This is a genomic window from Promicromonospora sukumoe (assembly GCF_014137995.1).
GTDB classification, from domain to species: Bacteria; Actinomycetota; Actinomycetes; order Actinomycetales; family Cellulomonadaceae; genus Promicromonospora; species Promicromonospora sukumoe.
Genome location: NZ_JACGWV010000001.1, coordinates 3,054,349 through 3,074,577 on the forward strand (window position 1 = coordinate 3,054,349; position 20,229 = coordinate 3,074,577).

At 65.9% G+C, this 20,229-nt stretch carries 15 protein-coding genes and 1 tRNA gene; 13 read left to right on the plus strand and 3 right to left on the minus strand.

Annotated elements, in window-relative coordinates; genetic code table 11:
• Window positions 1–122 precede the first annotated feature (122 nt).
• The 5 genes from FHX71_RS13550 (at window position 123) to FHX71_RS13570 (ending at window position 4,183) form a co-directional block, all read left to right on the plus strand.
• A complete protein-coding gene (locus FHX71_RS13550) occupies window positions 123–1,199 on the plus strand; it encodes a chorismate-binding protein (RefSeq protein WP_182617034.1) in 1,077 nt (358 codons plus the stop codon).
• A 64-nt stretch (window positions 1,200–1,263) separates the two neighbouring features.
• A complete protein-coding gene (locus FHX71_RS13555; protein ID WP_182618702.1) occupies window positions 1,264–1,854 on the plus strand; it encodes a dihydrofolate reductase family protein in 591 nt (196 codons plus the stop codon).
• 13 nt (window positions 1,855–1,867) lie between these two features.
• Window positions 1,868–2,716: an aminotransferase class IV gene (locus FHX71_RS13560; protein WP_182617036.1), complete on the plus strand. Its 849-nt coding sequence runs from the start codon at window positions 1,868–1,870 to the stop codon at window positions 2,714–2,716.
• A gap of 82 nt (window positions 2,717–2,798) precedes the next feature.
• A tRNA-Val gene (locus tag FHX71_RS13565) sits at window positions 2,799–2,873 on the plus strand.
• 167 nt (window positions 2,874–3,040) lie between these two features.
• The gene (locus tag FHX71_RS13570; protein ID WP_182617038.1) at window positions 3,041–4,183 is read left to right on the plus strand and encodes a tyrosine-type recombinase/integrase; all 1,143 of its coding nucleotides are present in this window, start codon (window positions 3,041–3,043) and stop codon (window positions 4,181–4,183) included.
• A gap of 1,080 nt (window positions 4,184–5,263) precedes the next feature.
• On the opposite strand, the gene FHX71_RS13575 is transcribed toward FHX71_RS13570, so the two are convergent.
• Both FHX71_RS13575 and FHX71_RS13580 read right to left on the minus strand, forming a co-directional pair.
• Window positions 5,264–6,475, minus strand: a complete 1,212-nt coding sequence (locus FHX71_RS13575; RefSeq protein ID WP_182617040.1) for a helix-turn-helix domain-containing protein — start codon at window positions 6,473–6,475, stop codon at window positions 5,264–5,266.
• A complete protein-coding gene (locus FHX71_RS13580; RefSeq protein ID WP_182617042.1) occupies window positions 6,472–6,972 on the minus strand; it encodes an NUDIX domain-containing protein in 501 nt (166 codons plus the stop codon). The genes FHX71_RS13575 and FHX71_RS13580 overlap by 4 nt, the downstream gene beginning before the upstream one ends.
• A gap of 162 nt (window positions 6,973–7,134) precedes the next feature.
• Between FHX71_RS13580 and FHX71_RS13585 the strand changes: the two genes are divergently transcribed.
• The 5 genes from FHX71_RS13585 to FHX71_RS13605 all read left to right on the plus strand — a co-directional run bounded on the left by FHX71_RS13585 (window position 7,135) and on the right by FHX71_RS13605 (window position 11,640).
• The gene (locus tag FHX71_RS13585) at window positions 7,135–7,434 is read left to right on the plus strand and encodes a hypothetical protein (RefSeq protein ID WP_182617044.1); all 300 of its coding nucleotides are present in this window, start codon (window positions 7,135–7,137) and stop codon (window positions 7,432–7,434) included.
• On the plus strand, window positions 7,431–8,552 hold the full coding sequence (locus tag FHX71_RS13590; protein ID WP_182617047.1) for an HAD family hydrolase: 1,122 nt from the start codon (window positions 7,431–7,433) through the stop codon (window positions 8,550–8,552). Before FHX71_RS13585 ends, FHX71_RS13590 begins: the two co-directional genes overlap by 4 nt.
• A 122-nt stretch (window positions 8,553–8,674) precedes the next feature.
• Window positions 8,675–9,139, plus strand: coding sequence for a glycine-rich domain-containing protein (locus FHX71_RS13595; RefSeq protein WP_182617049.1), 465 nt, complete (start codon window positions 8,675–8,677; stop codon window positions 9,137–9,139).
• A 29-nt stretch (window positions 9,140–9,168) separates the two neighbouring features.
• Window positions 9,169–10,083, plus strand: coding sequence for an aminoglycoside phosphotransferase family protein (locus FHX71_RS13600; RefSeq protein WP_182617052.1), 915 nt, complete (start codon window positions 9,169–9,171; stop codon window positions 10,081–10,083).
• A 1,008-nt stretch (window positions 10,084–11,091) separates the two neighbouring features.
• Window positions 11,092–11,640 carry a hypothetical protein gene (locus tag FHX71_RS13605; protein ID WP_220489674.1) on the plus strand — a complete coding sequence of 183 codons (549 nt, stop codon included), beginning with the start codon at window positions 11,092–11,094 and terminating at the stop codon, window positions 11,638–11,640.
• Window positions 11,641–11,696: 56 nt separating this feature from the next.
• Here the strand turns inward: FHX71_RS13605 and FHX71_RS13610 are convergent, their stop codons facing one another.
• Complete coding sequence (locus tag FHX71_RS13610) at window positions 11,697–12,689, minus strand: hypothetical protein (protein ID WP_182617054.1); 993 nt, start codon at window positions 12,687–12,689, stop codon at window positions 11,697–11,699.
• 322 nt (window positions 12,690–13,011) lie between these two features.
• On the opposite strand from FHX71_RS13610, the gene FHX71_RS13615 reads away from it, so the two are divergent.
• From FHX71_RS13615 to FHX71_RS13625, 3 genes are all read left to right on the plus strand, one after another.
• On the plus strand, window positions 13,012–13,551 hold the full coding sequence (locus tag FHX71_RS13615; RefSeq protein ID WP_182617056.1) for a hypothetical protein: 540 nt from the start codon (window positions 13,012–13,014) through the stop codon (window positions 13,549–13,551).
• 420 nt (window positions 13,552–13,971) lie between these two features.
• The gene (locus FHX71_RS13620) at window positions 13,972–17,493 is read left to right on the plus strand and encodes an SIR2 family protein (RefSeq protein WP_182617059.1); all 3,522 of its coding nucleotides are present in this window, start codon (window positions 13,972–13,974) and stop codon (window positions 17,491–17,493) included.
• Between the two features lie 50 nt (window positions 17,494–17,543).
• Complete coding sequence (locus FHX71_RS13625; RefSeq protein WP_182617061.1) at window positions 17,544–19,682, plus strand: AAA family ATPase; 2,139 nt, start codon at window positions 17,544–17,546, stop codon at window positions 19,680–19,682.
• Window positions 19,683–20,229: the final 547 nt, after the last annotated feature.

The window sequence follows — 20,229 nt, forward strand, 5'->3', positions numbered from 1 at the left end:
CGTCCAATCGCGCGCGCCGCCCGTACGGTTGTCCCGTGTCACCCCGCCCGGCCCATCTGCCCGCAAACCGCACGATCCCACCGGTTCCGTCCCGCCGAGGCGCTCCCCCGGCCCCGGCCGACGTGACGGGCGCCACCGGCTGGGCGAGCTTCGACGGACGCGTCGCGACCGACGCCGTCGAGTGCGTCGACGTGCTGGAACAGCCGGAACGCCTGGAGACCGGCACGTGGTTCGTCGTCGCCGACTTCGAGGGACGGGCGCGCGCATGGCGCTTCGCCCGGGTGCACGACGCCGTGGATGCGCCCGCGGGCGCATCCACCAGGTGGCACGGACCGCCGTCCGAAACGTGGACGTCCTCGATGGACCAGGCCGCCTACGAGGCCGCCGTCGAACGCGTCCGCGAGTACGTGCGCGACGGCGAGGTCTACCAGGCCAACATCTGCCGGGTGCTGTCCGCTCCCCTTGCCGCCGGGGCCGACGCGGCCGGCCGGCTCGCCGAGCCCGACGCCCGGGCGCTCGCCGCGCGGCTGGCCGCCGGCAACCCGGCACCGCACGCCGCGGCCGTCCACGTGCCCGCCACGTCCGGGCTGGACCCCGTGTGGGTGGTGAGCGCGTCGCCGGAGCTGTACCTGGCCGTGTCGGACGGGCCGGACGGCACGTTCGTGGAGTCCGGCCCGATCAAGGGCACCGCCCGCACGCCCGACGGCCTCACGGAGAAGGACCGCGCCGAGAACGTGATGATCACGGACCTGGTGCGCAACGACCTGCAGACCGTCAGCCGCCCCGGCACGGTCGCGGTCACGTCGCTCCTCGCGGTCGAGCAGCACCCCGGCCTGGTCCACCTGGTCTCGCGGGTGCGCGGCACCCTGGCCGACGACGTCGTCCGCCCCGGCGAGCTGTGGCGCAGGCTGCTGGCCGGCACCTTCCCGCCCGGCTCGGTCTCGGGCGCCCCGAAGTCGAGCGCGCTGCGGATCATCCGCGAGCTGGAGACCGCCCCGCGCGGCCCCTACTGCGGCGCGGTGGGCTGGGTCGACGGCGGCCGGGCGTCGCTCGCCGTCGGCATCCGGACCTTCTGGTGGGCCGACGGCGTGCTGCGGTTCGGCACGGGCGCCGGCATCACCTGGGGCTCCGACCCGACGGCGGAGTGGCACGAGACCGAGCTCAAGGCGGAGCGGCTGGTCGCGCTGGCGTCGTCCTGACGCCGAGCCCACATTGCCGGAGGGGCCGCCGATGAGTTCCGGCGGCCGCCGTCGTCGGACGGGCATGGGAATCGTCAAAGCAGACCTGGCAGTTTCGCTCGACGGCTACTCGGCCGGCCACGACCAGAGCCTGGAGCACCCGTTCGGGCCGCTCGCGGGCGAGCGGCTGCACACCTGGATGTTCGAGCACGGCGACGCGCACCAGGCCGAGAGGGACGCCATCGTCGGCGCGGGCGCGTACATCATGGGCCGCAACATGTTCACGGCCGGCCGCGGTGAGTGGGACCTCGACTGGACGGGCTGGTGGGGCGAGGACCCGCCGTACCACGGGCCGGTCTTCGTGCTCACGCACCACCCGCGCGAGTCGGTCGAGATGAAGGGCGGCACCACGTTCCACTTCGTCACCGACGGCATCGAGAGCGCGCTCGCCCAGGCTCGGGAGGCGGCCGGGGACAGGGAGATCTCCGTCACCGGTGGGGCCACCACCGTGAACGAGTACCTCGCCGCCGGACACATCGACGAGCTGCGCCTGCACGTGGTCCCGTTCACGCTCGGCTCCGGCACCCGCGTGTTCGACGGCGTGCCGCCCATCGAGTTCTCGTCCACGAGCGTGCGGCACACCCCGGAGGTGACCCACGTGACGCTGCGCCGGTGACAGACTGGGCTGCATGACGGTCATCTGGACAGAGGGGCGCATGGTCGCGCCCGGCGAGGCCGCGCTCAGCGCGGTGGACCACGGCATCACGGTCGGCGACGGCGTCTTCGAGACCTGCGCCGTCCTGAACGGGCAGGCGTTCGCGCTGACGCGGCACCTGGCGCGCCTGGAGCGGTCGGCGTCCGGCATGGGCATGGCGCCGCTGGACCTGCGCAAGGTGCGCGACGGCGTGGACGCCGTCCTGTCCGCGTCGCCCGACGCCGGCCGCCTGCGCATCACGGTGACCGACGGCATCGGGCCGCTGGGCTCGGGCCGCTCGGACACCCCGCAGACGGTCGTGGTGGCGGCGACGGAGGCCGTCGTCGTACACACCGGACGGGCCGCGCGCTCCCCGTGGACGCGCAACGAGAACAGTGCCGTCGCGGGCCTGAAGACGACGTCGTACGCCGAGAACGTGGTGGCGCTGGCCGACGCGATCGGCAAGGGCGCCGACGAGTCCGTCTTCGCGAACACCGCGGGCGACCTGTGCGAGGGCACCGGCTCGAACGTGTTCCTGGAGCTCGACGGCGAGCTGGTCACTCCCCCGCTGAGCGTCGGCTGCCTGGCCGGCATCACGCGCGAGCTGCTGCTCGAGTGGGGCGCCGAGGCGGGGCTGCCCGTGCGCGAGGCCAAGGACGGCGAGCTGCCGTTCTCGGTGCTCGACCGGGTCTCGGCCGGCGAGGCGCAGATGCTGCTGACCGGCTCGGTCCGCAACGTGCAGCCGACGGTGTGGCTCGACGGCGCCGACCTGCGGATCGGCGAGCTCTCGGCCGCCGCGCGCGACCTGTTCGAGCGGAACATGCGCGAGCGAACCGACCCCTGACGCGGCCCGGCGATTCGGATTTCGCATCCGCGCTGGAACCAGGCTAATATCGTCCACGCACGCCCTACCGGGCAGGCAGCACGGGCGATTGGCGCAGGGGTAGCGCGCTTCGTTCACACCGAAGAGGTCACTGGTTCGATCCCAGTATCGCCCACCAGCAAGGCAAGGCCCTCTGGCCAGCGGAAACGCAGGTCAGAGGGCCTTTTGCATGCATGGTGCTGATGGACTGGTGTGGACAGCAGGAGCCCCTTCGGGACTCCCGGGGTCCCACAGCGGTCCCACAGGCCGGTGTTCGCAGAACACCTGACTGTGGGAGGTAGTGCCATGACAGAGAAGCGTGGTTTCGGGATGGTCGAGCGTCGCAAGAACGCCCGGACTGGCAGGACGACGGGCTTCCGTGCCCGGTACGTCGGACCGGACACGGCAAAGCACTCGCTGACGTTCACCGCGAAGGTCGACGCCGAGGCATGGCTGTCTCGGGAAGAAAGCTTGATCGCTCGTGGGGAGTGGACGCCGCCGGGGTGGCGAACCGCTGCCGTGTCGATCACGGTGGACCAGTACGCGGAACGCAACCTCGTCCTGCGGCACTTGTCGCCGCGCAGCCGGGAGGAGTACGACCGCTACCGGGAGCGGTTCATCACGGACAAGCCGATCGGGCGTGCCGGGCTTCGGTCGGTGACGTCGACGGACGTCACGGCGTGGCTGACCGACGTACGGGCCGCTACGGGCCCGACGATGGCTGCCCGCGTCTACGGGTTCCTCTCCTCGATTTTCAACGCTGCCCTCCGTGACGGGTTGGTGGACCGGAGCCCGTGCACCGTCCGCGGAGCCTCCGGCGCACCGCGAGCCTCGGCCAAGGCCATCGCGACGCCAGCGGAGGTCGCTGCCCTGCTGGGGCACCTTCCCGAGCGGTATCGGGTGATGGTGCTCCTTGCGGCTTGGAGCGGCCTGCGGTCGGGCGAACTGCGTAACCTCCGTCGGAGGGACGTAGGCGTGGCAGGCGGGACCGTGAGTGTGCACAGCCAGGTCCAGAACCTTCGTGGGCAGGGCAAGGTCGTACGAGACGTCAAGACGGCCGCTGCGCGCCGTGTAGTGGCCTTGCCGCCCGCTGTGGCGTCCGTTCTCAAGGAACACCTTGGCAGCGCCGCACAGCCCGGCCCAGACGGGCTCGTGTTCCCGTCGACGGTGGGGACACCAATCTCGCAGTCGACGTTCTGGGAAGCCTGGGACAAGGCGCGCAAAGCAATCGGCCGACCGGATCTGCGGCTGCACGACCTGCGCACCACGGCCGCCACGCTCGCCGCAGGCACGGGGGCGACCATCGCCGAACTCATGGCTCGGCTTGGACATACGACGCCGAACGCAGCCATGCGCTACCAGACGGCAGTGCAAGGTGCAGATGCTCGGATCGCCGGGGCTCTGGACGGACTCGTGGTGCTTCCCGCGTCAGCCGGCACCACCGCCTGATCTGACCGCGAGAAGCACGCGCTCCCACGCGTGTCACGCGAAAGCCATGCATGACCTGCACAGACGCCTGTGAAGTCCGGGCGGCGGTCCCACAACGGGCCGTCGCCCGGACCCGTGTCCGGAGACAATCATTCGGTGTCGCGGCGATGAGCACTTGCCACTGGTACCGCCAGCCTTGCACGCAACTCATCCAGATCAACTCGGATGAGCCGCCCGATTCGATAACCTGTGACCGTCCCGTCAGCGATCCGACGACGGATCGTCTTGACTGACACGCAGAAGACCTCAGCGGCCACGGACAGCGGCACGAGCTGGTGGTTACCGGCACGCGAATCTCGGGCGGCATGCGGACTGTGTGGAAGTGCGCTACCCATCTCGACTCTCCTTCTCGGCGCCCGAGCGTTTGTGCAGGTCATATGGTCCTGCCAAATCGGCGGAACCATTATTTTCCCTTTTGTCCCCGGGGTCCTGGCCGGTGGTCTGGCTCTCATCCGTTACGGCGGGAAGCCAGTTCATGCGGTGGTGCCAAATTGGCACCACCGCAACTGTCCGAATTAGCCCAAGGGATGGTGAGCGCCAGACTTGGATGGTGCTGGGCGGAGCCGGGGCGAACCTGCTCGTCACGCGGTGGTGGCAACTTGCCACCACCGCGGATGTCCGAATTAGCCCGTGTGCATCTGCACCTGTGCGCCTCATGCTCGCGATTGTGCACGGTGCCTGTACCCGTCGATGTACCACTCGACGTCCCCCATGGAGCATCTCGGGGCATGTCTCAGGTGGGGGACATGGCGGCGACCAGGGCGGACGCATGTCCCCCAACTCGTGGGCATGACCTACGGAGCAAACATCGAAACTGCTGTGTGCTCGCTCGCGGGCCCGGCACAGCGACCGGTCCAGCGGGCTCCACCTGTTGGCCTGCACCCGGCGGCCCGGGTGTACGTACATGTTCATGCGTCGAGGATGGCTTCAGTGCGCGCGCCCTGCGCACACCAAGAGGCGCGCACACCAAGGTGTGCAGACACGTTTGTGCAGGTCAGGTGCGCGCACCACTTCGACCCTGCTGGACACACGGAGACTCGGTCAGGACGCGCCGAAGGCATCGGCGAGTGCGGCGAATCGGGGTCCGCGTCGTCTGGTGGCGCGGTCGAGCAGCGCGCGCATTGTGATGACGCCCAGGGGTTGGCTGGTGGCCCAGTCTGGGGCGAGGCGATGGGCCTGGTCGAGGTGGTGCAGCGCCTCGTCGTATCGCCTGGTCTTGAGGGAGGCGGACGCGATGTGCAAGGCGGAACCGGCCTCCCAGAATGCAGGGAGCTGGCCGGGCACCGACTGCAAGGTGGCCGCCTGGTGGAGCGCCGTCTCAGGGTCGTTGCTCCGTGACCAGTGGTCGACTTCTTGAAGCGCGACCGCGCGCGGGCTGAAGATCGCCGCTTCGGTCACGACGCTGGTCATGGTCCTAGCGGCGGCCGACCGCGCCTCGGCCAGCAGATCGGCCGCCCGGTGCACAGCACCAGCCTTGACGGCAGCGGTGGCCGCGTTGAACAGCAGGTTTCCGAACACGGCGGTACGCACCGGTTCTGCATCGAGCATCGTGGGCTGGATGGCCTCGGCGGCGTTCGTTGCGACCTGTTCGGCTTCGTTCTCCCGGCCTTGTCGGACCAGGGTCCAGGCGAGGTAGCGCAGCGCGATGGCTTCTTGAAGTTCGGGGTCATCTGAACTGCGTGCGACGTCGAGTGCTCGTTCTGCCGCCGTCCATGCCAGGTCGTCCTGGCCCAGGCGGCCGGCGATTCCCGCCGCGATGCGATACGTGGTGGCCAGGAGGCGCCGTCCGGCAGCGGCTTCATCGCCGTGGTTTGTCTCGACCAGCCGGCGGGCGTCAGCGAGCACACCGGGGAGCAACGCCAGCAGCTCGGTGTGGCGCCCGTCCACGTAGAGCCGCCATACCGCCGTGGTCTGACGCTCCGCGCCGGTCAACGACACAGTTTCGGTGTTCTCCGCGAAGTCAGACAGACCCGGGACCAGGCCGCCGCTGGTGATGGCTTGCCGCAGCCTGACCATCTCCGCATTGGTCGCCAGAGCCGACTGCCGGTGGTCGTCTCCTGTAAGAAGCGCCTGGGCAGGGACGGAAAGCGCTGCCGCGAGGCGGTGAAGCGTGGCCGGGCGACAGGTGGTACGGGTACCGCGTTCAATGCGCGCCACCGTGTCGACACCCACTCCGGCACGCTCGGCGAGCGCTTCTTGTGACAGGTCCTTGGCCTTGCGTAGTCGTGCAAGGTTCTCGGCGAGGTCCGTCATGGCGTACCCGAGATTGGCACTCCGTCGTCGCACAGGACCGGGGCAAGACTGCTCTTCACAGCGGCGAGCGCGGTCGACAACCTGCGGGCAAGCGGGCCGGTCGTCTTGCCGGTGACCTCGTCCAGCCGGTACAGGCCCACCGAGACGACCTCGGGGTCATCAAGTGACAGCGCCGCCAACTTGTGTTCGCTGATGGCGCCGTCGTCGAAGACCCAGGCGATGCCGTCCGGCATCCCGTCGTCCGTAGGGGCCTCGTGGTCGATGACCAGAGGTCGCATCTGCTGGCGCACGAGCCCGAGCTCTTCGGTCAGCTCACGTGAAGCGGCATGCCAGGGCGCCTCACCATCGTCTACGACACCGCCGGGGATATCCCACTCCGGCTTGTACGACGGCTCGACGAGGACGACCCGGCCCGCGTCGTCATACAGCAGGACACCCGCGGACATGCGCTTGCGCGGGAGCGAGGCGACGTACTCGTCGAAAGGCAGCAGCTTCACCGTTCGACCATAGCGGCGCGCCCGTGCCAGAACCATGCCTGCCAGGCAGGGTTCACCAGCCCCGATCGGCCCAACCCTGCACGAGCGGCCGTGGTGCGAGCCGCAGTGCCGGCGGAGGCTCGTCCTGCGAGTTCACGGGGAACCCGCAGGAGGGGGCCGACCATGCGAACAACACCGCTACTGACCGAGAACGACGACGGCCTGCTGCGCGCGATCGAGCACGCCGGGGCCTCCGTCAGCGAGGTCGGCGCGCACCGGATCGAGGTCGTGACCATCACCCGGAACCGCATGTGCCTGCACCCCATCCACCTCGCCGAGGGCGAAGCCATCGCACGCTCGCTCGGGCTGGACCTGCCACTGGACCATCGAATGTTTGTCCCCGGCAACACACTGTGGACCGGAGAGCGCGACGGTCTAGAAGTCCAGGTGCGCTCGGTGCTTCGTCAGGCGGTGGCCCGATGAGCACGGCGACAACCACCAGCACTCGCGCCCTGGTCGCTCTCGACATCGACGGAACCTTGGTGGACGGCGAGCAGCGGATAACTACGGGCACGGTCGAGGCTCTGGACCTGGTCCGCGCAGCGGGGCACGAGATCGTGCCTGCTTCGGGCCGTTCCCTGGCCGGGCTGTTGCCGATCGTCACCCGGCTGGGTCTGACACACGGGTGGGCGGTGTGCTCCAACGGAGCCGTGACCGTGCGTCTCGACCGGGCTGCGCCTTCCGGGTATGACGTGGTCGAGGCACGCACCTTCGATCCTGCACCTGTGATCCGTCGTGCCCTGGACCTTGCCCCGGCCGTGCACATCGCGATCGAAGAGGTCGGGTGGGGGTGGCGCACCAGCGGCGTCTTCGAGCCCGGCGAACTGAACGGGCAGCAGAAGACCGTCCTACTGACCGATCTGATGGCCGAACCAGCGACGCGGGTCGTGCTCACCGCGCCCGGTATCCGCCGGTACACCGACGCCCTACGCGCTTGCGGGGTTACCGTCGCTGCACAGGGCCCGGATTGGCTCGACGTGACTGCAGCGGGCGTGAACAAGGCCGTCGCACTCGACACCGTCCGCGCCCACCTGGGCATCCCCGCCGATCGGACGGTGGCGGTCGGAGACGGGGTCAACGATCTGGACATGCTGGCCTGGGCCGCACGCTCGGTCGCGATGGGCCAGGCGCCCGCGATCGTGCGCAGCGCAGCCGGAGAGACCACCGACAGCATCGATCAGGCCGGGGTGCTCCCCGTGCTCGCTTCCCTGATCCCGGCCGTGGACCACACGCTGTCGCGGCTGGCCGCCCAGATTGCTACCGCTGAGCGCATCGCGCCGGGGCCGGTGGTGCTGCGGGTGTGGCATGGCAGCGGACCCGACCTGGCCCGCTGCGAGGCCTGGACCCTCCAGGACGGCCACTGGGTGCGGCATGCGCCGATCCCGTCCGGAGTCGGGGTCACGATGCGGGCCATCGAGACCGCCGCCCTAGACGCCGGGATGCCGTTCCCGCGTGGCGAGGAGGGCCGCCGTCGAGCGTGGTGGCGCAGCGTGACCGCTGATGGCCCGGCTGGGTTCGAGCTACCCCTGAGCGGCCTGTAACAGGGCTCGCCGATTGATCTTGCGGCTGGGTGGCGCCCCAGACCCCTGTACCCCTGCCCAGCCGCAAGCCCGCTTCTGGCGGGCATGTCCAGCACCACCCCGCACCACGAGGAGGAACCAACATGACCACCACCACCGCACGAGAACTGCGAGAGGGCCGGTCGCTCGTCGAGCCGGAGCTGTTCCACCGGCTCGTCCGGCGAGTCGCCGAGGAGCACGACCACGACCCGGGCATGGCGGCACGGATCGTGGACCAGGCTCTGGCGTTCCTGGGCACCACCGCCACCCACCAGGGCCGGCCCTTGTCGCCGTCCGACATCGTGGACCCGGGGTGGCACGAGTTCATCCTGCACACCGTTGACTACACCGCGTTCTGCGAGCAGATTGCTGGACGGTTCCTGCACCACGTGCCCACCGACCCTCAGGACCCGTCGACCCGGGGCGACTCCGCTCACGACGCGATCCAGTACACGGTGGACGCGATCGCCGAGGCCGGGTTCTACGTCGACACTGACCTGTGGCCCACCGCGCACTCGGTCGCCTGCTCGCAGTGCCACCAGGGCTGCACCAGCTCCACCACACCCTGACCAACCACCAGGAGCCACGAGGAGGCACGATGCACCGCCGCTCATGGGAGGACCTACCCAGCACACTGCGCCGCGCCGTCGAAGCCGAGACCGGGACCGTGGTCCGTGCCGAGGCGCCATCGGCAGGGCGTAACTCGACCTTCGCCGCGTTCCTGCACACGGCAAACGGGTCGGTGTTCGTCAAGGGTGTTCCTAACTATGACCGGCTGGTGACGGTGCACGAACACGAGATCCAGGTCAACGCCCGACTGCGCGACGCGGTGCGTGAGGCGCCTCGCCTGTTGTGGGTCGTGCGTGCCGAGGGATGGCTGCTCGCCGGGTACGAGACCGTGCCCGGCGAGCACGCCGACCTCACACCCGGCTCACCGGACCTCCCGGCCGTGGTCTATGCCCTCTCCCAGCTCGCACGGCAACTCACTCCGAGCCCTGCCGCTGGCGTCGCACCGCTGCGCAAGCGGTACGCACGCCTGGCAGGGTGGCAGTGGCTCGCAGAGCACCACCCGGACCAGCTCGACGCCTGGGAGCAGCAGCACCTCGATCTACTGGTCCAGTCCGACGCCGAGGTACCAAGCAGCCTGCTCGGGGATTCCCTGGTCCACGGCGACATCCACCAGCTCAACCTGCTCGTCACCGGCGACCAGGTCCGCCTAATCGACTGGGCATGGTCCCGAATCGGCCCGCCTTGGGTCGACGCCGCGCTACTCGTTCCCCGACTGATCGGCGAAAGGCACGAACCGGCCGACGCCGAAAGCCTGGTGTCCGACACCTGGGGCATGAAGCACCCCAGCGCCACCCCAGACGCCCTCACGGCGTTCGCCGCGACCACCTACGGCCAATGGCGTCGCCTGGCAATTGAGTTCCCCAGCCCACACCGTGAGGCAGCCCTGCGCGGTGCGTGCCAGTGGACCCGATACCGACTCCACGGCAACAAGAAGCCGTCGTAGGTTCAGGTGAGAACCCAGCACCATCGGCCCAGCAGTTGCTCTCGACAGAGCCCACCTTGGCCGCCAAGCATCAGCGCAATGAGGCCCCCGTCCCGGTACCGGCGATGGGGGCCTCCCTACATCCCCTTCGGAGCGGTTGACGCACCGGAGAGACCCAGCGCTGCGGTCATCGAGCGACTGGCAGCACGGACAGGGCTGACGGACTATGGCAGCGACGCGCGAACGTGTGACGACGCGCGTGCGGCTGCGTGGCGAGGGCAGTCGAGCGAACGGACAGCGGGTCCCGCGGACCGCTTCGGTAAGGGCCACACACCTACTGCACAAGCTGTGAGCGGTTTCGTCCGTACGAAAGGTTTGAGGTGCGCACATGAGCGTCGATAGCAGTCCCGGTGAGCCGGAAGGCGACAGGTCTCGCAAGCCCACCGAGCCCCGCTCCGCTGGTCATCGCGTAGGCACCCGTGGCTTGTGCCCCCGATGCGGGGACCCCATTCCGGTAAGGACCACAGGACGGCCCGCGCAGTGGTGCTCGCAGCGGTGTCGGCGCGCCGCATACGAAGAACGCCGAGCCGCGTTCGCCGGGGCTATCGCTGTTGAAGTCGTGGAGACCGTCACGACGACCGAGCACGGGCTCGATGAGTGCGTCAGGCGGGTGGAGTCTTCTCCTGTCGCAATACGCAAAGTGCTGACGCACCTGAGGACACTGCTGGCGACGGAAGATCTACGTGACCCGAAGTGGACATCGACGGTAGATGCCGCGGTACTGCTGGCGAGCGCAGTCGGCGCTAGCCGCCGTACCTCAGTTCACTTCCCTCCGCCGGGATACGTCAAGCCAAGTTGGTAGGGCGAATCGGCGCCACGATGTTCTGCGTGCGGGTCCGACTGTTTGAAGCCGACTCGCAGGTCGTGAACCGGCGCGCGCTCACCTAGGTGTTCGCGTAGAAAAGTCTGGCGCGGAGCGAACACCTGACAGGTGGGCGATATCCCGCACTAGAGGGAGACGAGGAATCCATGGCAGCCAAGGATGTGTACCTACTGGCACTGCACGAGCCGTACCAATCGGCCGCGCATCCAGTCCCGATCAACGCGACCATCGTCCACGCTCGAACACTCTTACACCCGGCGGTCCCGCAGCCCGACGGCGGAAGGATGTATCGGTGCCTGACCGAGTTCCCCGGACGCGTTGAGGGCGGTCTCGTACCTTTATCGACTCTGACGTTCGAGCTAGACGGCGGCCGACTCTGGTACGAGGTCGCTGATTGGGAAGCCGTGGTCGAAGCCGTCGTGAAGCTTTCCCACAGCGGGGAATGCGATGCGATGCCCCTGGGCCTACCGCAGCCAGTAGGCGCGCTGCTCGCCAACGGACCACGTGTCCAACTCGACGTCTATTCGCGAAATGGACCGGCGACACTCGGCCCCGCGGACCGGGAACGGGAACTCAACGTACTGACAGCACATGTGCGCGAGTTCTTACTCGACGGCCTGTTTTGGCCCGGTGACGACCTGGTCGAGCCTCCTCGACGTCCGCGGAAGATGCCCTACCGGCCGATGCGGCCGTAGTAGCAGGGGCGCCGGGTTGGATTGCGTAATGCTAGGCGCTGTTCGACACCGAGAATTCAATCGAGCAAGACCACCACGGGCTTTCGCGAACGCCGGGAGGCCACCAGACGCTTCTCTGCGGCAAGCATCGTCATGACGTGCAGGGTCTTGACCAGGCCGCGGCCGGCAAACCCAAGAGTGAGTAGCGCGAACAGTGCTGTGTGGATGCCGAGGTAGATCAGGTAGGGAGTCGCGTCGTTCATCCTGAGGCTGGTGCTCGCAAGACCTGTGATGAGTAGAGCCAGGAGCGAGAATGTGTAGGCAACGCCATGGCCGACCCAACTCCAAAGTCGCTGCTGGAAAACGTAGGCGACTGCGGCCTCGCGACTCTGAATAGCGGCGCCGAACCAGATGAGCGCTACCAGCCCCATGACGACGACCTGGGCTACCCCCACAGGTAGCAGAGCGATCACGGACGCGCCGGAGGCAAGCGTGAGCGTGGCCAGGAGAGTCCAGCGGGCGGATGCCAGGCGGTCGAGAGGCAGGGGGTACGCCGCCTGTTCTACAGCATGCTCGATCCGCGTCCGGTCTGCCTTACGCACATCATGAGCGAATGCGGTCGAGTACCGGACCTTCTGCATCTGGATGAAGATCCATGCCCCGAGGCTGGCCGAGGTGAGCCCGTTCAGGGCCCAGCCGTCGCCGCCATACCGCCAGTATGATGCGGTCAAGAGGATGCATGCGGTGATGAACAGGTGGCAGGCCAGCCACTCGATACCGTTGATGCGGTCGAGCAAGCGCAGTTCGCGCACGAGCAACGCATCGTTGCGGCGGCCCCGACCACGGTTAAGGCGTGCGACGGTCTGCCCACGGCGGACGGTGTCCATCAAGGCGAACGTTGCAGCGACCGCGATACCCACCAGGGTCTGGAGCATGCCCAGCTGACCGCCCGGCCCCATCGGCATGAATCTGTCGAATCCATCTCGGACCGCATCCCATAGCGACCAATCGGTCGCGGGGTTCTGGAGCAGGACGCCCACGATGATGGGGAGCCCGAGCGCCAGGAGCACCGGGAGCAGTACCTCGACCCACCAGAGGCTCGTCCAGAGCTCGGCATGAGCCGTACTCCCTGTCGCCGTCGAACGCGCACGTCCCACTCGACCAGTTTCGGGCGAAGCCCTCCGACGCGGCGCGGATCGAACTCGGGCTCGGGCCGGACGGCGGTTGATACGCATCGCTGCACCTTGGCCGAAGGGTCGGCAACTGTCCATCACGTGCGGTGAAGCCATCGGCGTTCAGTAACGAGGATGATTTCGTACCAAGGGTCGGGCATCGGAACTGTCGCACGCCACATGGTGCTCGGCGCACGGGATCACACACCATGGAGAACCGATGACAGAGTCCGAGCTGACCCCTAAGCGATCCGACTACCTACGCGAAGCACTCTTCAGCGCCCTTGAGCAGAGAGAACGAGTGCGGGGAATTTCTCGGCACGAAGTCTGGGTGCTCACCGGGGTAGTTCACATCCTCGATGATGGCTACCAGATCACGTACATCCCCCTTTACTACGATGGCAGTACGATCGAGTCGTACTGGCTTAAGCGCGGCTTCATCGACATCGGCAGCATCCACGGCCGGACACTGATCGTCGTGGCCGAGAACGTCCCGAAGAGCCAGTCTGTGATCCGGGCATGGCAGATCGATCACCAACGCGAAGACAAGCGTCCCCTGCGTGCGCGCGGCATCCCTGCGAACTCTGTTCGGCGGGAAGTGGAATCGTTCTTGCGATACCGGAAGGATGTCGCGGCGCATGCCGTTGGACCGGACGACAGCCTCAGCCCCCAGCAGATCCCGATCCGATGGTCGGACTTCGGAGCCCGAGACAGTGAGTCCTTCGTCATCGGGGAAGAACTCACCGCACCCCGTGGATAGCAGTGTCGTGGAGCTGAGCCCCGAGATGGAAGGTGACTTCCGGACGCCTTTGCACCGGCGATGCTGTCCCCGGCCTGTGGCAGCGCCTTCTGCACAGCCCGCCGTCCTGCTAAGACCCTGGTCCCACTGGGTCCCACGCTCGGCTCAGGGACCACATGCGGTCGGGGTAGGTAGCCGAAGCGCCCGGCGCTTCCCGTACGGGGGACGATCAAGCCAGGGTACGCAGCGACCGAAGATCCGGCGTCTGAGCGTGGTACCCGCTGTATGGGTGGTAGCAACAAGCGCCACCCATCTGACGTACTGCGATCTGCTGAGCAGTCTCGCGAGGCGAGGGTGAACTGTGGACGAACCAGCCCAATCACCTCACGAGGAGATGCTTTGGACCCTATTGTGAGTCGATGAGCATGATGGAGTCCGACCATGTGGATCACCGGTGACGTTGACCTACCCGCAGAGATTCTCGATGCGCACGTCGAGCATCGCCTGGTCTTCTTCGTCGGAGCTGGTGCCTCGGTAGATCCGCCGTCTAGCCTGCCACTGTTTGGGTCACTCGCTCGTCAACTGGCCGACGCCGCGCGAGTGGAATTCGACGAGAAGCAAGCGATCGATGCGTTCCTTGGTTCAATGCCTGCGTCTTTTGAGACGCACGTGCACGCGAGTAGGCTCATCGCTCGGGAGGGCTCGACATACAACGCGACCCATTCCGCAATTATCCGACTCGCCTCTGCTATCGGCCCTGTCCGAGTCGTAACGACAAACTTCGACGACCACCTCACCTCGGCGGCCATCGCGGAGTCGGTCCGGATCGATGACAAGTGGGTCGGCCCAGCACTTCCCCTTGGCGACACGTTCAACGGGATCGTTCACCTGCACGGATCAATCCTTCGACCACCGCAGGAACTCGTACTCATCGACCGCGACTTTGGGCGCGCGTACCTCACTGACGCGTGGGCGACTCGGTTCCTACAGAAGATGTTTGACTCCTTCACAGTGCTCTTTGTCGGCTACAGCCACGATGATCCAATCATGCGGTACTTGTCCCTCGGGCTGCCGTCAAATACACGCCGGTATGTGTTGACGCACCAACCCGACAACCAGCAGAAATGGGGACCTCTGGGAATCTGGCCGATCGGATACCCGGCTCCAAACAACGACCACAGTGCACTCGTACTAGCTCTACAAGCCTGGGATTCCCGCGCCCGCATGGGCCGACTGGAACATCGCGCATCGATGCAAGAGATCATTGCGGCCGGGCCGTCGCTGACCCCCGTCGACCGCGACTACCTCACGAGCAGGGTGCAAACGGTCGATGGGGCTCGCGATTTCACGGATCTCGCCAACGGACCGGAATGGCTCCAGTGGGCTGAAAGCCTGCCCGAGTTCCAGGCGCTCTTCACCGGAAAAGCCGAGTCGGACGCCGCGAGGGTCCTCGGCAATTGGTTCGGGAAGGCTTACGTGGCCAACCCCGCCCTTCACGGCGCGGCGCTGCAAACGGTGCAGAGGCTGGGACAGCGGTTCAGTGAAGGGCTGTTCCAATCGGCGACCTGGGCTGCCGAGCAACTCAGCAAGACCGACTCCGCAGCCGGTCAACGATGGAAGACGTTCCTCGCCACGTCGGTGTATGGAAGATCGGCGCCGGCCAACTTGGAAATGTTGCTTCCATATATGCCCGGAGACAGCGCCGAACACCCTGCCGTGATACACGCTGCTCTGCAACCTATTCTAGCACTCAAGCGACGCTGGGCGGTTAGCGAGGACGACGGTACTAAACCACCGGATGCCGAAGTGAAATGGCAGATCGATACAGACTCTCTGACTGCACATGCGCTGAAACTAGTCAATACATCTGATCCCGGTGATCTGTCAATTGGGCTGCTTCTCGAAGACTCTCTCAATAACGCCTACAGCCTCCTCGTCGGCTACCACGGCGACGATTTCTTCGATGGCTTTGACTTCGGTCGCTCGGCAATCGAGCCACATCCCCAGGACGACCTCCGTAACCCCGTCGACGCGTTGATCGACGCTCTTCGCGAGTACGGACAGAGATCACTGCCAAATAGGCCGGACCTTCCGGAACGGTGGTGGGCCCTCGATCATGCGATCTTCCGTCGCCTTGCCTTGCACCTCATCGATCTAGAGCCAGCACGTAGCGCTGACGACAAACTTCGATGGATCCTCGACCGCGACCTGCTGTACGAGGCCACCGTCAAACACGAGGCGTACCGAGTACTGGCGACGGTCGTTCCGGAGGCAAGCCCGGTTAGTCGCGAGGCACTCCTTACCGCAGCTTTGGCAGGACCGGACTTCCCAGACGGCACACCCGATCGGGATAAGCACGCCTCGTACTCCACCTACAACCTGCTCGTTTGGATGAGCCGATCCGCGCCAGACTGGAGCGAAGTCGGTACAGCCCTCCAAGAAGCCCAGGCGAATAATCCGGCCTTCGCGCCCCGCGAGCACCCTGATATGGACATGTGGGTGTCGAGTGGCGTCTGGGGCGGAACGCTCACCATTGAACCCGAAGAGTTGGTCCAGCTAATTGACACTGACCCGGGTGAGGCAATGGATGAGCTCCTCAGTCATGACTACTCCGAACGCAACTTTGGCAAACCAAGCTGGGACGACGCCTTGTCGGTCGTTCGGCGAGCGGCAGAGATCCGCCCTGATGCCGGAGCTCGGCTGTGGAGGCGGATCGGACAACAAGACAAACTCGGAACGAAGGCCAACGACCTGCGGCACGCGATCATCGGTGGATGGGAGGTTGCGGATCTCGGAGTCACGGCAGAAGCGGTCATTGCGCTGATTAGGGCTCGAACGAGCGAAGCTGAGTCGGCGCGGCCGATAAGCAGATTCTTGCTCGCCCAGATACGCAAACAGGTTGAGGGCGCAGAGTCGCCAACCATCGCGGCCATGCGCGACGTCGCCCGAGACCTTTGGTTGGCGCACCACAGCGCGTTCGCCCACCGTGGTGAGTCCGACCCAACCTTCTTGGCTCTAAACTCCTGGCCGGGCGAGTTGACTTCCTACTGGCTCACGGAGATTGATCGTCGATGGCGGCGCGATCGGGACGGCTGGACAGGACTCAATGATTCTGAGCGGGGCGCGCTTCTCGAACTGCTCAGCGGCCCGGAACCCACGCTCGACGCCACACGTCCAGCACTGGCAGGCGAGGTTTACTTCCTGTTCGTTGCCGACGCAGCATTTACAGAAGCGAACGTCCTTCCGCTGTTCCAGGAGGAGGCAACAGCAGCACAGGCTTGGGGCGCGTACCTGTATAATCCACGGTGCAACGATCGGATGCTGAAGGTGGGCTTCTTGGACAGCGTTGTCGCTGAATGGGACCGCCTCGATGCGTTCGAGAACCGAGGGCACAAGGATCAGTTCTTCGGCCTTGTTGCGTGGATCCTGACGTTCGCTGGGATCAGCAAGAGCGACCGACAAGAACTACTCGATCGATCAGTGCTTGCAGCGGACGGCGCCTATGCACCAGAGTTTGCTGCCACTGTCGTTCGGCTTCTCCATGCCGATGGAGTGGACGGCGCACAAGTCTGGGAGTTGTGGCTACGGGACCATCTGGCTGCACGGCTCGCGGGCATACCTCGGACGGCCAGGAAGGAGGAGCTTGCACGATGGGCCGATGCCGTGCCGTACCTGGCCGGCCACATCCCAGACGCGATCAGCCTCCTGGGAAGCCACAGGATCGGGCTAGGTGATCAGTACCGGCCCCCGGATTTTCCAGTCGGTGCCCTCGAATCACACGGACCGGACCTCGTCAACCACCTCGCCGACCGAATCCGCAACTCATCACCGACCGGATGGCTCATCCCGCACGCGGTGCGCAGGCTCCTGGAGGCGGTGCGCGCGAAGCTTGGGGACGCAGCCTCGCTACCGCTCATGGATGCCGCAGCGCAGAGCGGATTTCCTGCTGGCGGCCCGGGTTGACTATCGGAGGTGTTGAGCAGTTTTGATCGCAATAACCACCTGGATCGTGCGTGCCTACTGCCGCCACCAGATCGTCTTGGCTCATCGACCTGATCGCTCACGAATCAAACTTTGCCGCTCAGTTCACCCTCGCCGCAGCCGCAACACGACTGTCAAGTCGCCACATCCCGACCCCCAAGCGGTCTACGCTGCCGAATCCCGAACTCCGCGACCTCATGCATCAAGAGGACGACCCCATCGGGATGATAGTCCCGACGACCGACAGGAGAGAGACGATGTGGGTAAGCAGGATTGCCTTCAATGGTTACCGCCGTCTCGCCGAGACCGCGACCAATATCGATGGCCCGATCACGGCCTTCGTCGGGTTCAACGAGGCGGGCAAGACCTCGCTGCTTAGCGCACTCGAATGGTTCACTGAAGGCGGTGAACTATCCTCGGTAGACTACAATCGTAGTCGAGCACCACGTTCTGGCACGGATGTCGTGAAGGTGTTTTTCCAGTTGGAAGACGACGACAAGAAGGCGTTCTCGTCCATCCCGTTGGACAACCCGCCGACATCGCTGGTGCTCTACCGGATGCGAGATGGCAGCCGGGTCCGAGAGCTCGAGCCACGGCCGCAGCGCCAGGCAAAGCCGTTTGTTGCGGCGTCCGAGCGCCTTGCGAGGGCCATCGTCACACTTGCGCCGCAGTTCGCTGCCGCCGCTGACCAAGATGAGCGTGATCCCAACGACTGGGCTGCTGTAGTGATCGAAGCCCTAACGGAGCCGGACGCGGAGTGGTCGGATGACTGGATGGAGGATCTTGCGGCACTGTCCAAGTGGCTAGACGATATTCCAGACGGCCGGAAACGGCCTCGCGACGCGAAACTCGCCGGCTTCCTTAACGAGGTTCACAGCCTGGTCTCTGCCGACCACCCGATTGAATCAGTCTGGAAAGCGATCGAAGACAGGGTGCCCGCCTTCGTGCTTTTCAAGGACGCGGACCGTACTCTTGAAACGTCCTACACCCTCCAGCCAGGGGAGCGCGATATCCCTCCGGCCGTTCAGAGGCTTCTGATGCTTGCGGGGCTGAACGCTGAAGCCATGTGGGCACACATCGAGGTGGGCGACTCCACGAAACGCGAGACCGCGCTGGAACGGGCCAATGATCGCTTGAGGGTCATTTTCGACAAAGCTTGGAATCAGAGCAAGGTCACTGTACGGTTCAACGTGAACGGGAAGCGTCTCGAAGTCTTGCTCAAGGAGCTTCACGGCGACGGCGATGTCACCAACATCAGCGAGCGCAGCGACGGACTCAAGACTTTCGTCGCCCTCGTAGCATTTCTCGAATCCGGTGGGTACGCGGTGCCGCCGGTCCTGCTTATCGACGAAGCCGAGACTCATCTCCACTACGATGCCCAGGCAGACCTCGTCGGAGTCCTCCTCAAGAGCGTCAACGCCGCCCAGATCTTCTATACCACACACTCGCCAGGCTGTTTGCCTGGTGACCTCGGCACTGGTATCCGAGTTGTTGCACGTGATCCGCAGTACGCGGACGCTAGCATTCTCAAGAACAACTTCTGGGAAGGGGAGGGGCCGGGGTTCTCGCCGCTGTTGTTTGCGATGGGTGCTGGGGCAGCAGCGTTCTCTATGTGCCGCAACGCAGTCCTTGCTGAAGGCGCGTCTGACATGGTGCTCCTGCCTAGCCTCATTCGACAGGCAACGCGGCTAAACGATCTCGATTACCAGGTCGCGCCGGGGCTCGCCAATGCCCACGGCTCAGGAATCCGTGTCGAGGAGGTCGCGGCCAGGGTCGTCTACCTGACGGATGGCGACAAGGGTGGCGAGGACCACAAACTTGCCCTCAAGAAAGTCGGTGTCGACGGCGCTCGTATCTTTGCTCTCCCGAACGCTCACGCAGTCGAGGACCTTATCAACCGCAGTGACTATCTCGCCGTTGTAAACGAGTTCCTCCACACGATGGGACAGACCAAGCAGTTCAGAATGTCCGATATCCCACCCGGTGTGCCTGTCGGCAAGGCTTTGAACGACTGGGCCAAGAAGAGCAGGGTTTTAATCCCGAGCAAGGTCGAGGTCGCCTATGCGCTTCTCCGGAAGAACGCCCGGCTGACAAGGGAGGGAAGGCGTGCCCTTGGCGCGCTTCACGAAAAGTTCACTGTAGCCTTCAATGTGGTACCCCAACGCACATGAGTCTCGGCGCTGCAATTCAGGAGTGCGCACGCGGGTCGACCCGAGGAGTTCACTAACCGTGCCACATGTGTTGGGCTTGGAGCGTCACGTTCGGCGCTACAGGTTCGCGCACATCGGAGTGTCGCGGACCGGAGCTCGGAGACGTAGAGTGAGGAGCGGGCGTCGTCGCACCCGCGTCGTCGTTCCCGGCCTGTGACAGCACTGTCTGCGCGGCCCGCCGTCCTGCTAGGGCCAAGTCCCTCTGGGGTCCCACGCTCGGCTCAGAGACCCACGTCGTTGCAGGTGAGAGCCGGTACTGGAACTGGTTCGATCCCAGTATCGCCCACCGTGCGGAAAGGCCCTCCGGCCAGCGGAAACGCTGAGCGGGAGGGCCTTTTGCTTTGCCCGCATCCGGCTCTGAGTCCCGGCTGCGTGACGGCGTGGACCGCCGCCAGGGCGAGCGCCGAGCCGGCGCCGTGCCAGCGCTGCCAAGACCCCTGCATCTTTCATTGAGTACGGGCTCTCACACCGTTACGTTCAGTCGCACGGAGCACTTCCCTCCAAGCAA

Coding starts and splice junctions, on each gene's coding strand:
- FHX71_RS13555 (WP_182618702.1), top strand. CDS start 1,264: ATGGGAATCGTCAAAGCAGACCTGGCAGTTTCGCTCGACGGCTACTCG.
- FHX71_RS13615 (WP_182617056.1), top strand. CDS start 13,012: ATGACAGAGTCCGAGCTGACCCCTAAGCGATCCGACTACCTACGCGAA.
- FHX71_RS13575 (WP_182617040.1), bottom strand. CDS start 6,475: ATGACGGACCTCGCCGAGAACCTTGCACGACTACGCAAGGCCAAGGAC.
- FHX71_RS13620 (WP_182617059.1), top strand. CDS start 13,972: ATGTGGATCACCGGTGACGTTGACCTACCCGCAGAGATTCTCGATGCG.
- FHX71_RS13585 (WP_182617044.1), top strand. CDS start 7,135: ATGCGAACAACACCGCTACTGACCGAGAACGACGACGGCCTGCTGCGC.
- FHX71_RS13560 (WP_182617036.1), top strand. CDS start 1,868: ATGACGGTCATCTGGACAGAGGGGCGCATGGTCGCGCCCGGCGAGGCC.
- FHX71_RS13570 (WP_182617038.1), top strand. CDS start 3,041: ATGACAGAGAAGCGTGGTTTCGGGATGGTCGAGCGTCGCAAGAACGCC.
- FHX71_RS13595 (WP_182617049.1), top strand. CDS start 8,675: ATGACCACCACCACCGCACGAGAACTGCGAGAGGGCCGGTCGCTCGTC.
- FHX71_RS13590 (WP_182617047.1), top strand. CDS start 7,431: ATGAGCACGGCGACAACCACCAGCACTCGCGCCCTGGTCGCTCTCGAC.
- FHX71_RS13600 (WP_182617052.1), top strand. CDS start 9,169: ATGCACCGCCGCTCATGGGAGGACCTACCCAGCACACTGCGCCGCGCC.
- FHX71_RS13605 (WP_220489674.1), top strand. CDS start 11,092: ATGGCAGCCAAGGATGTGTACCTACTGGCACTGCACGAGCCGTACCAA.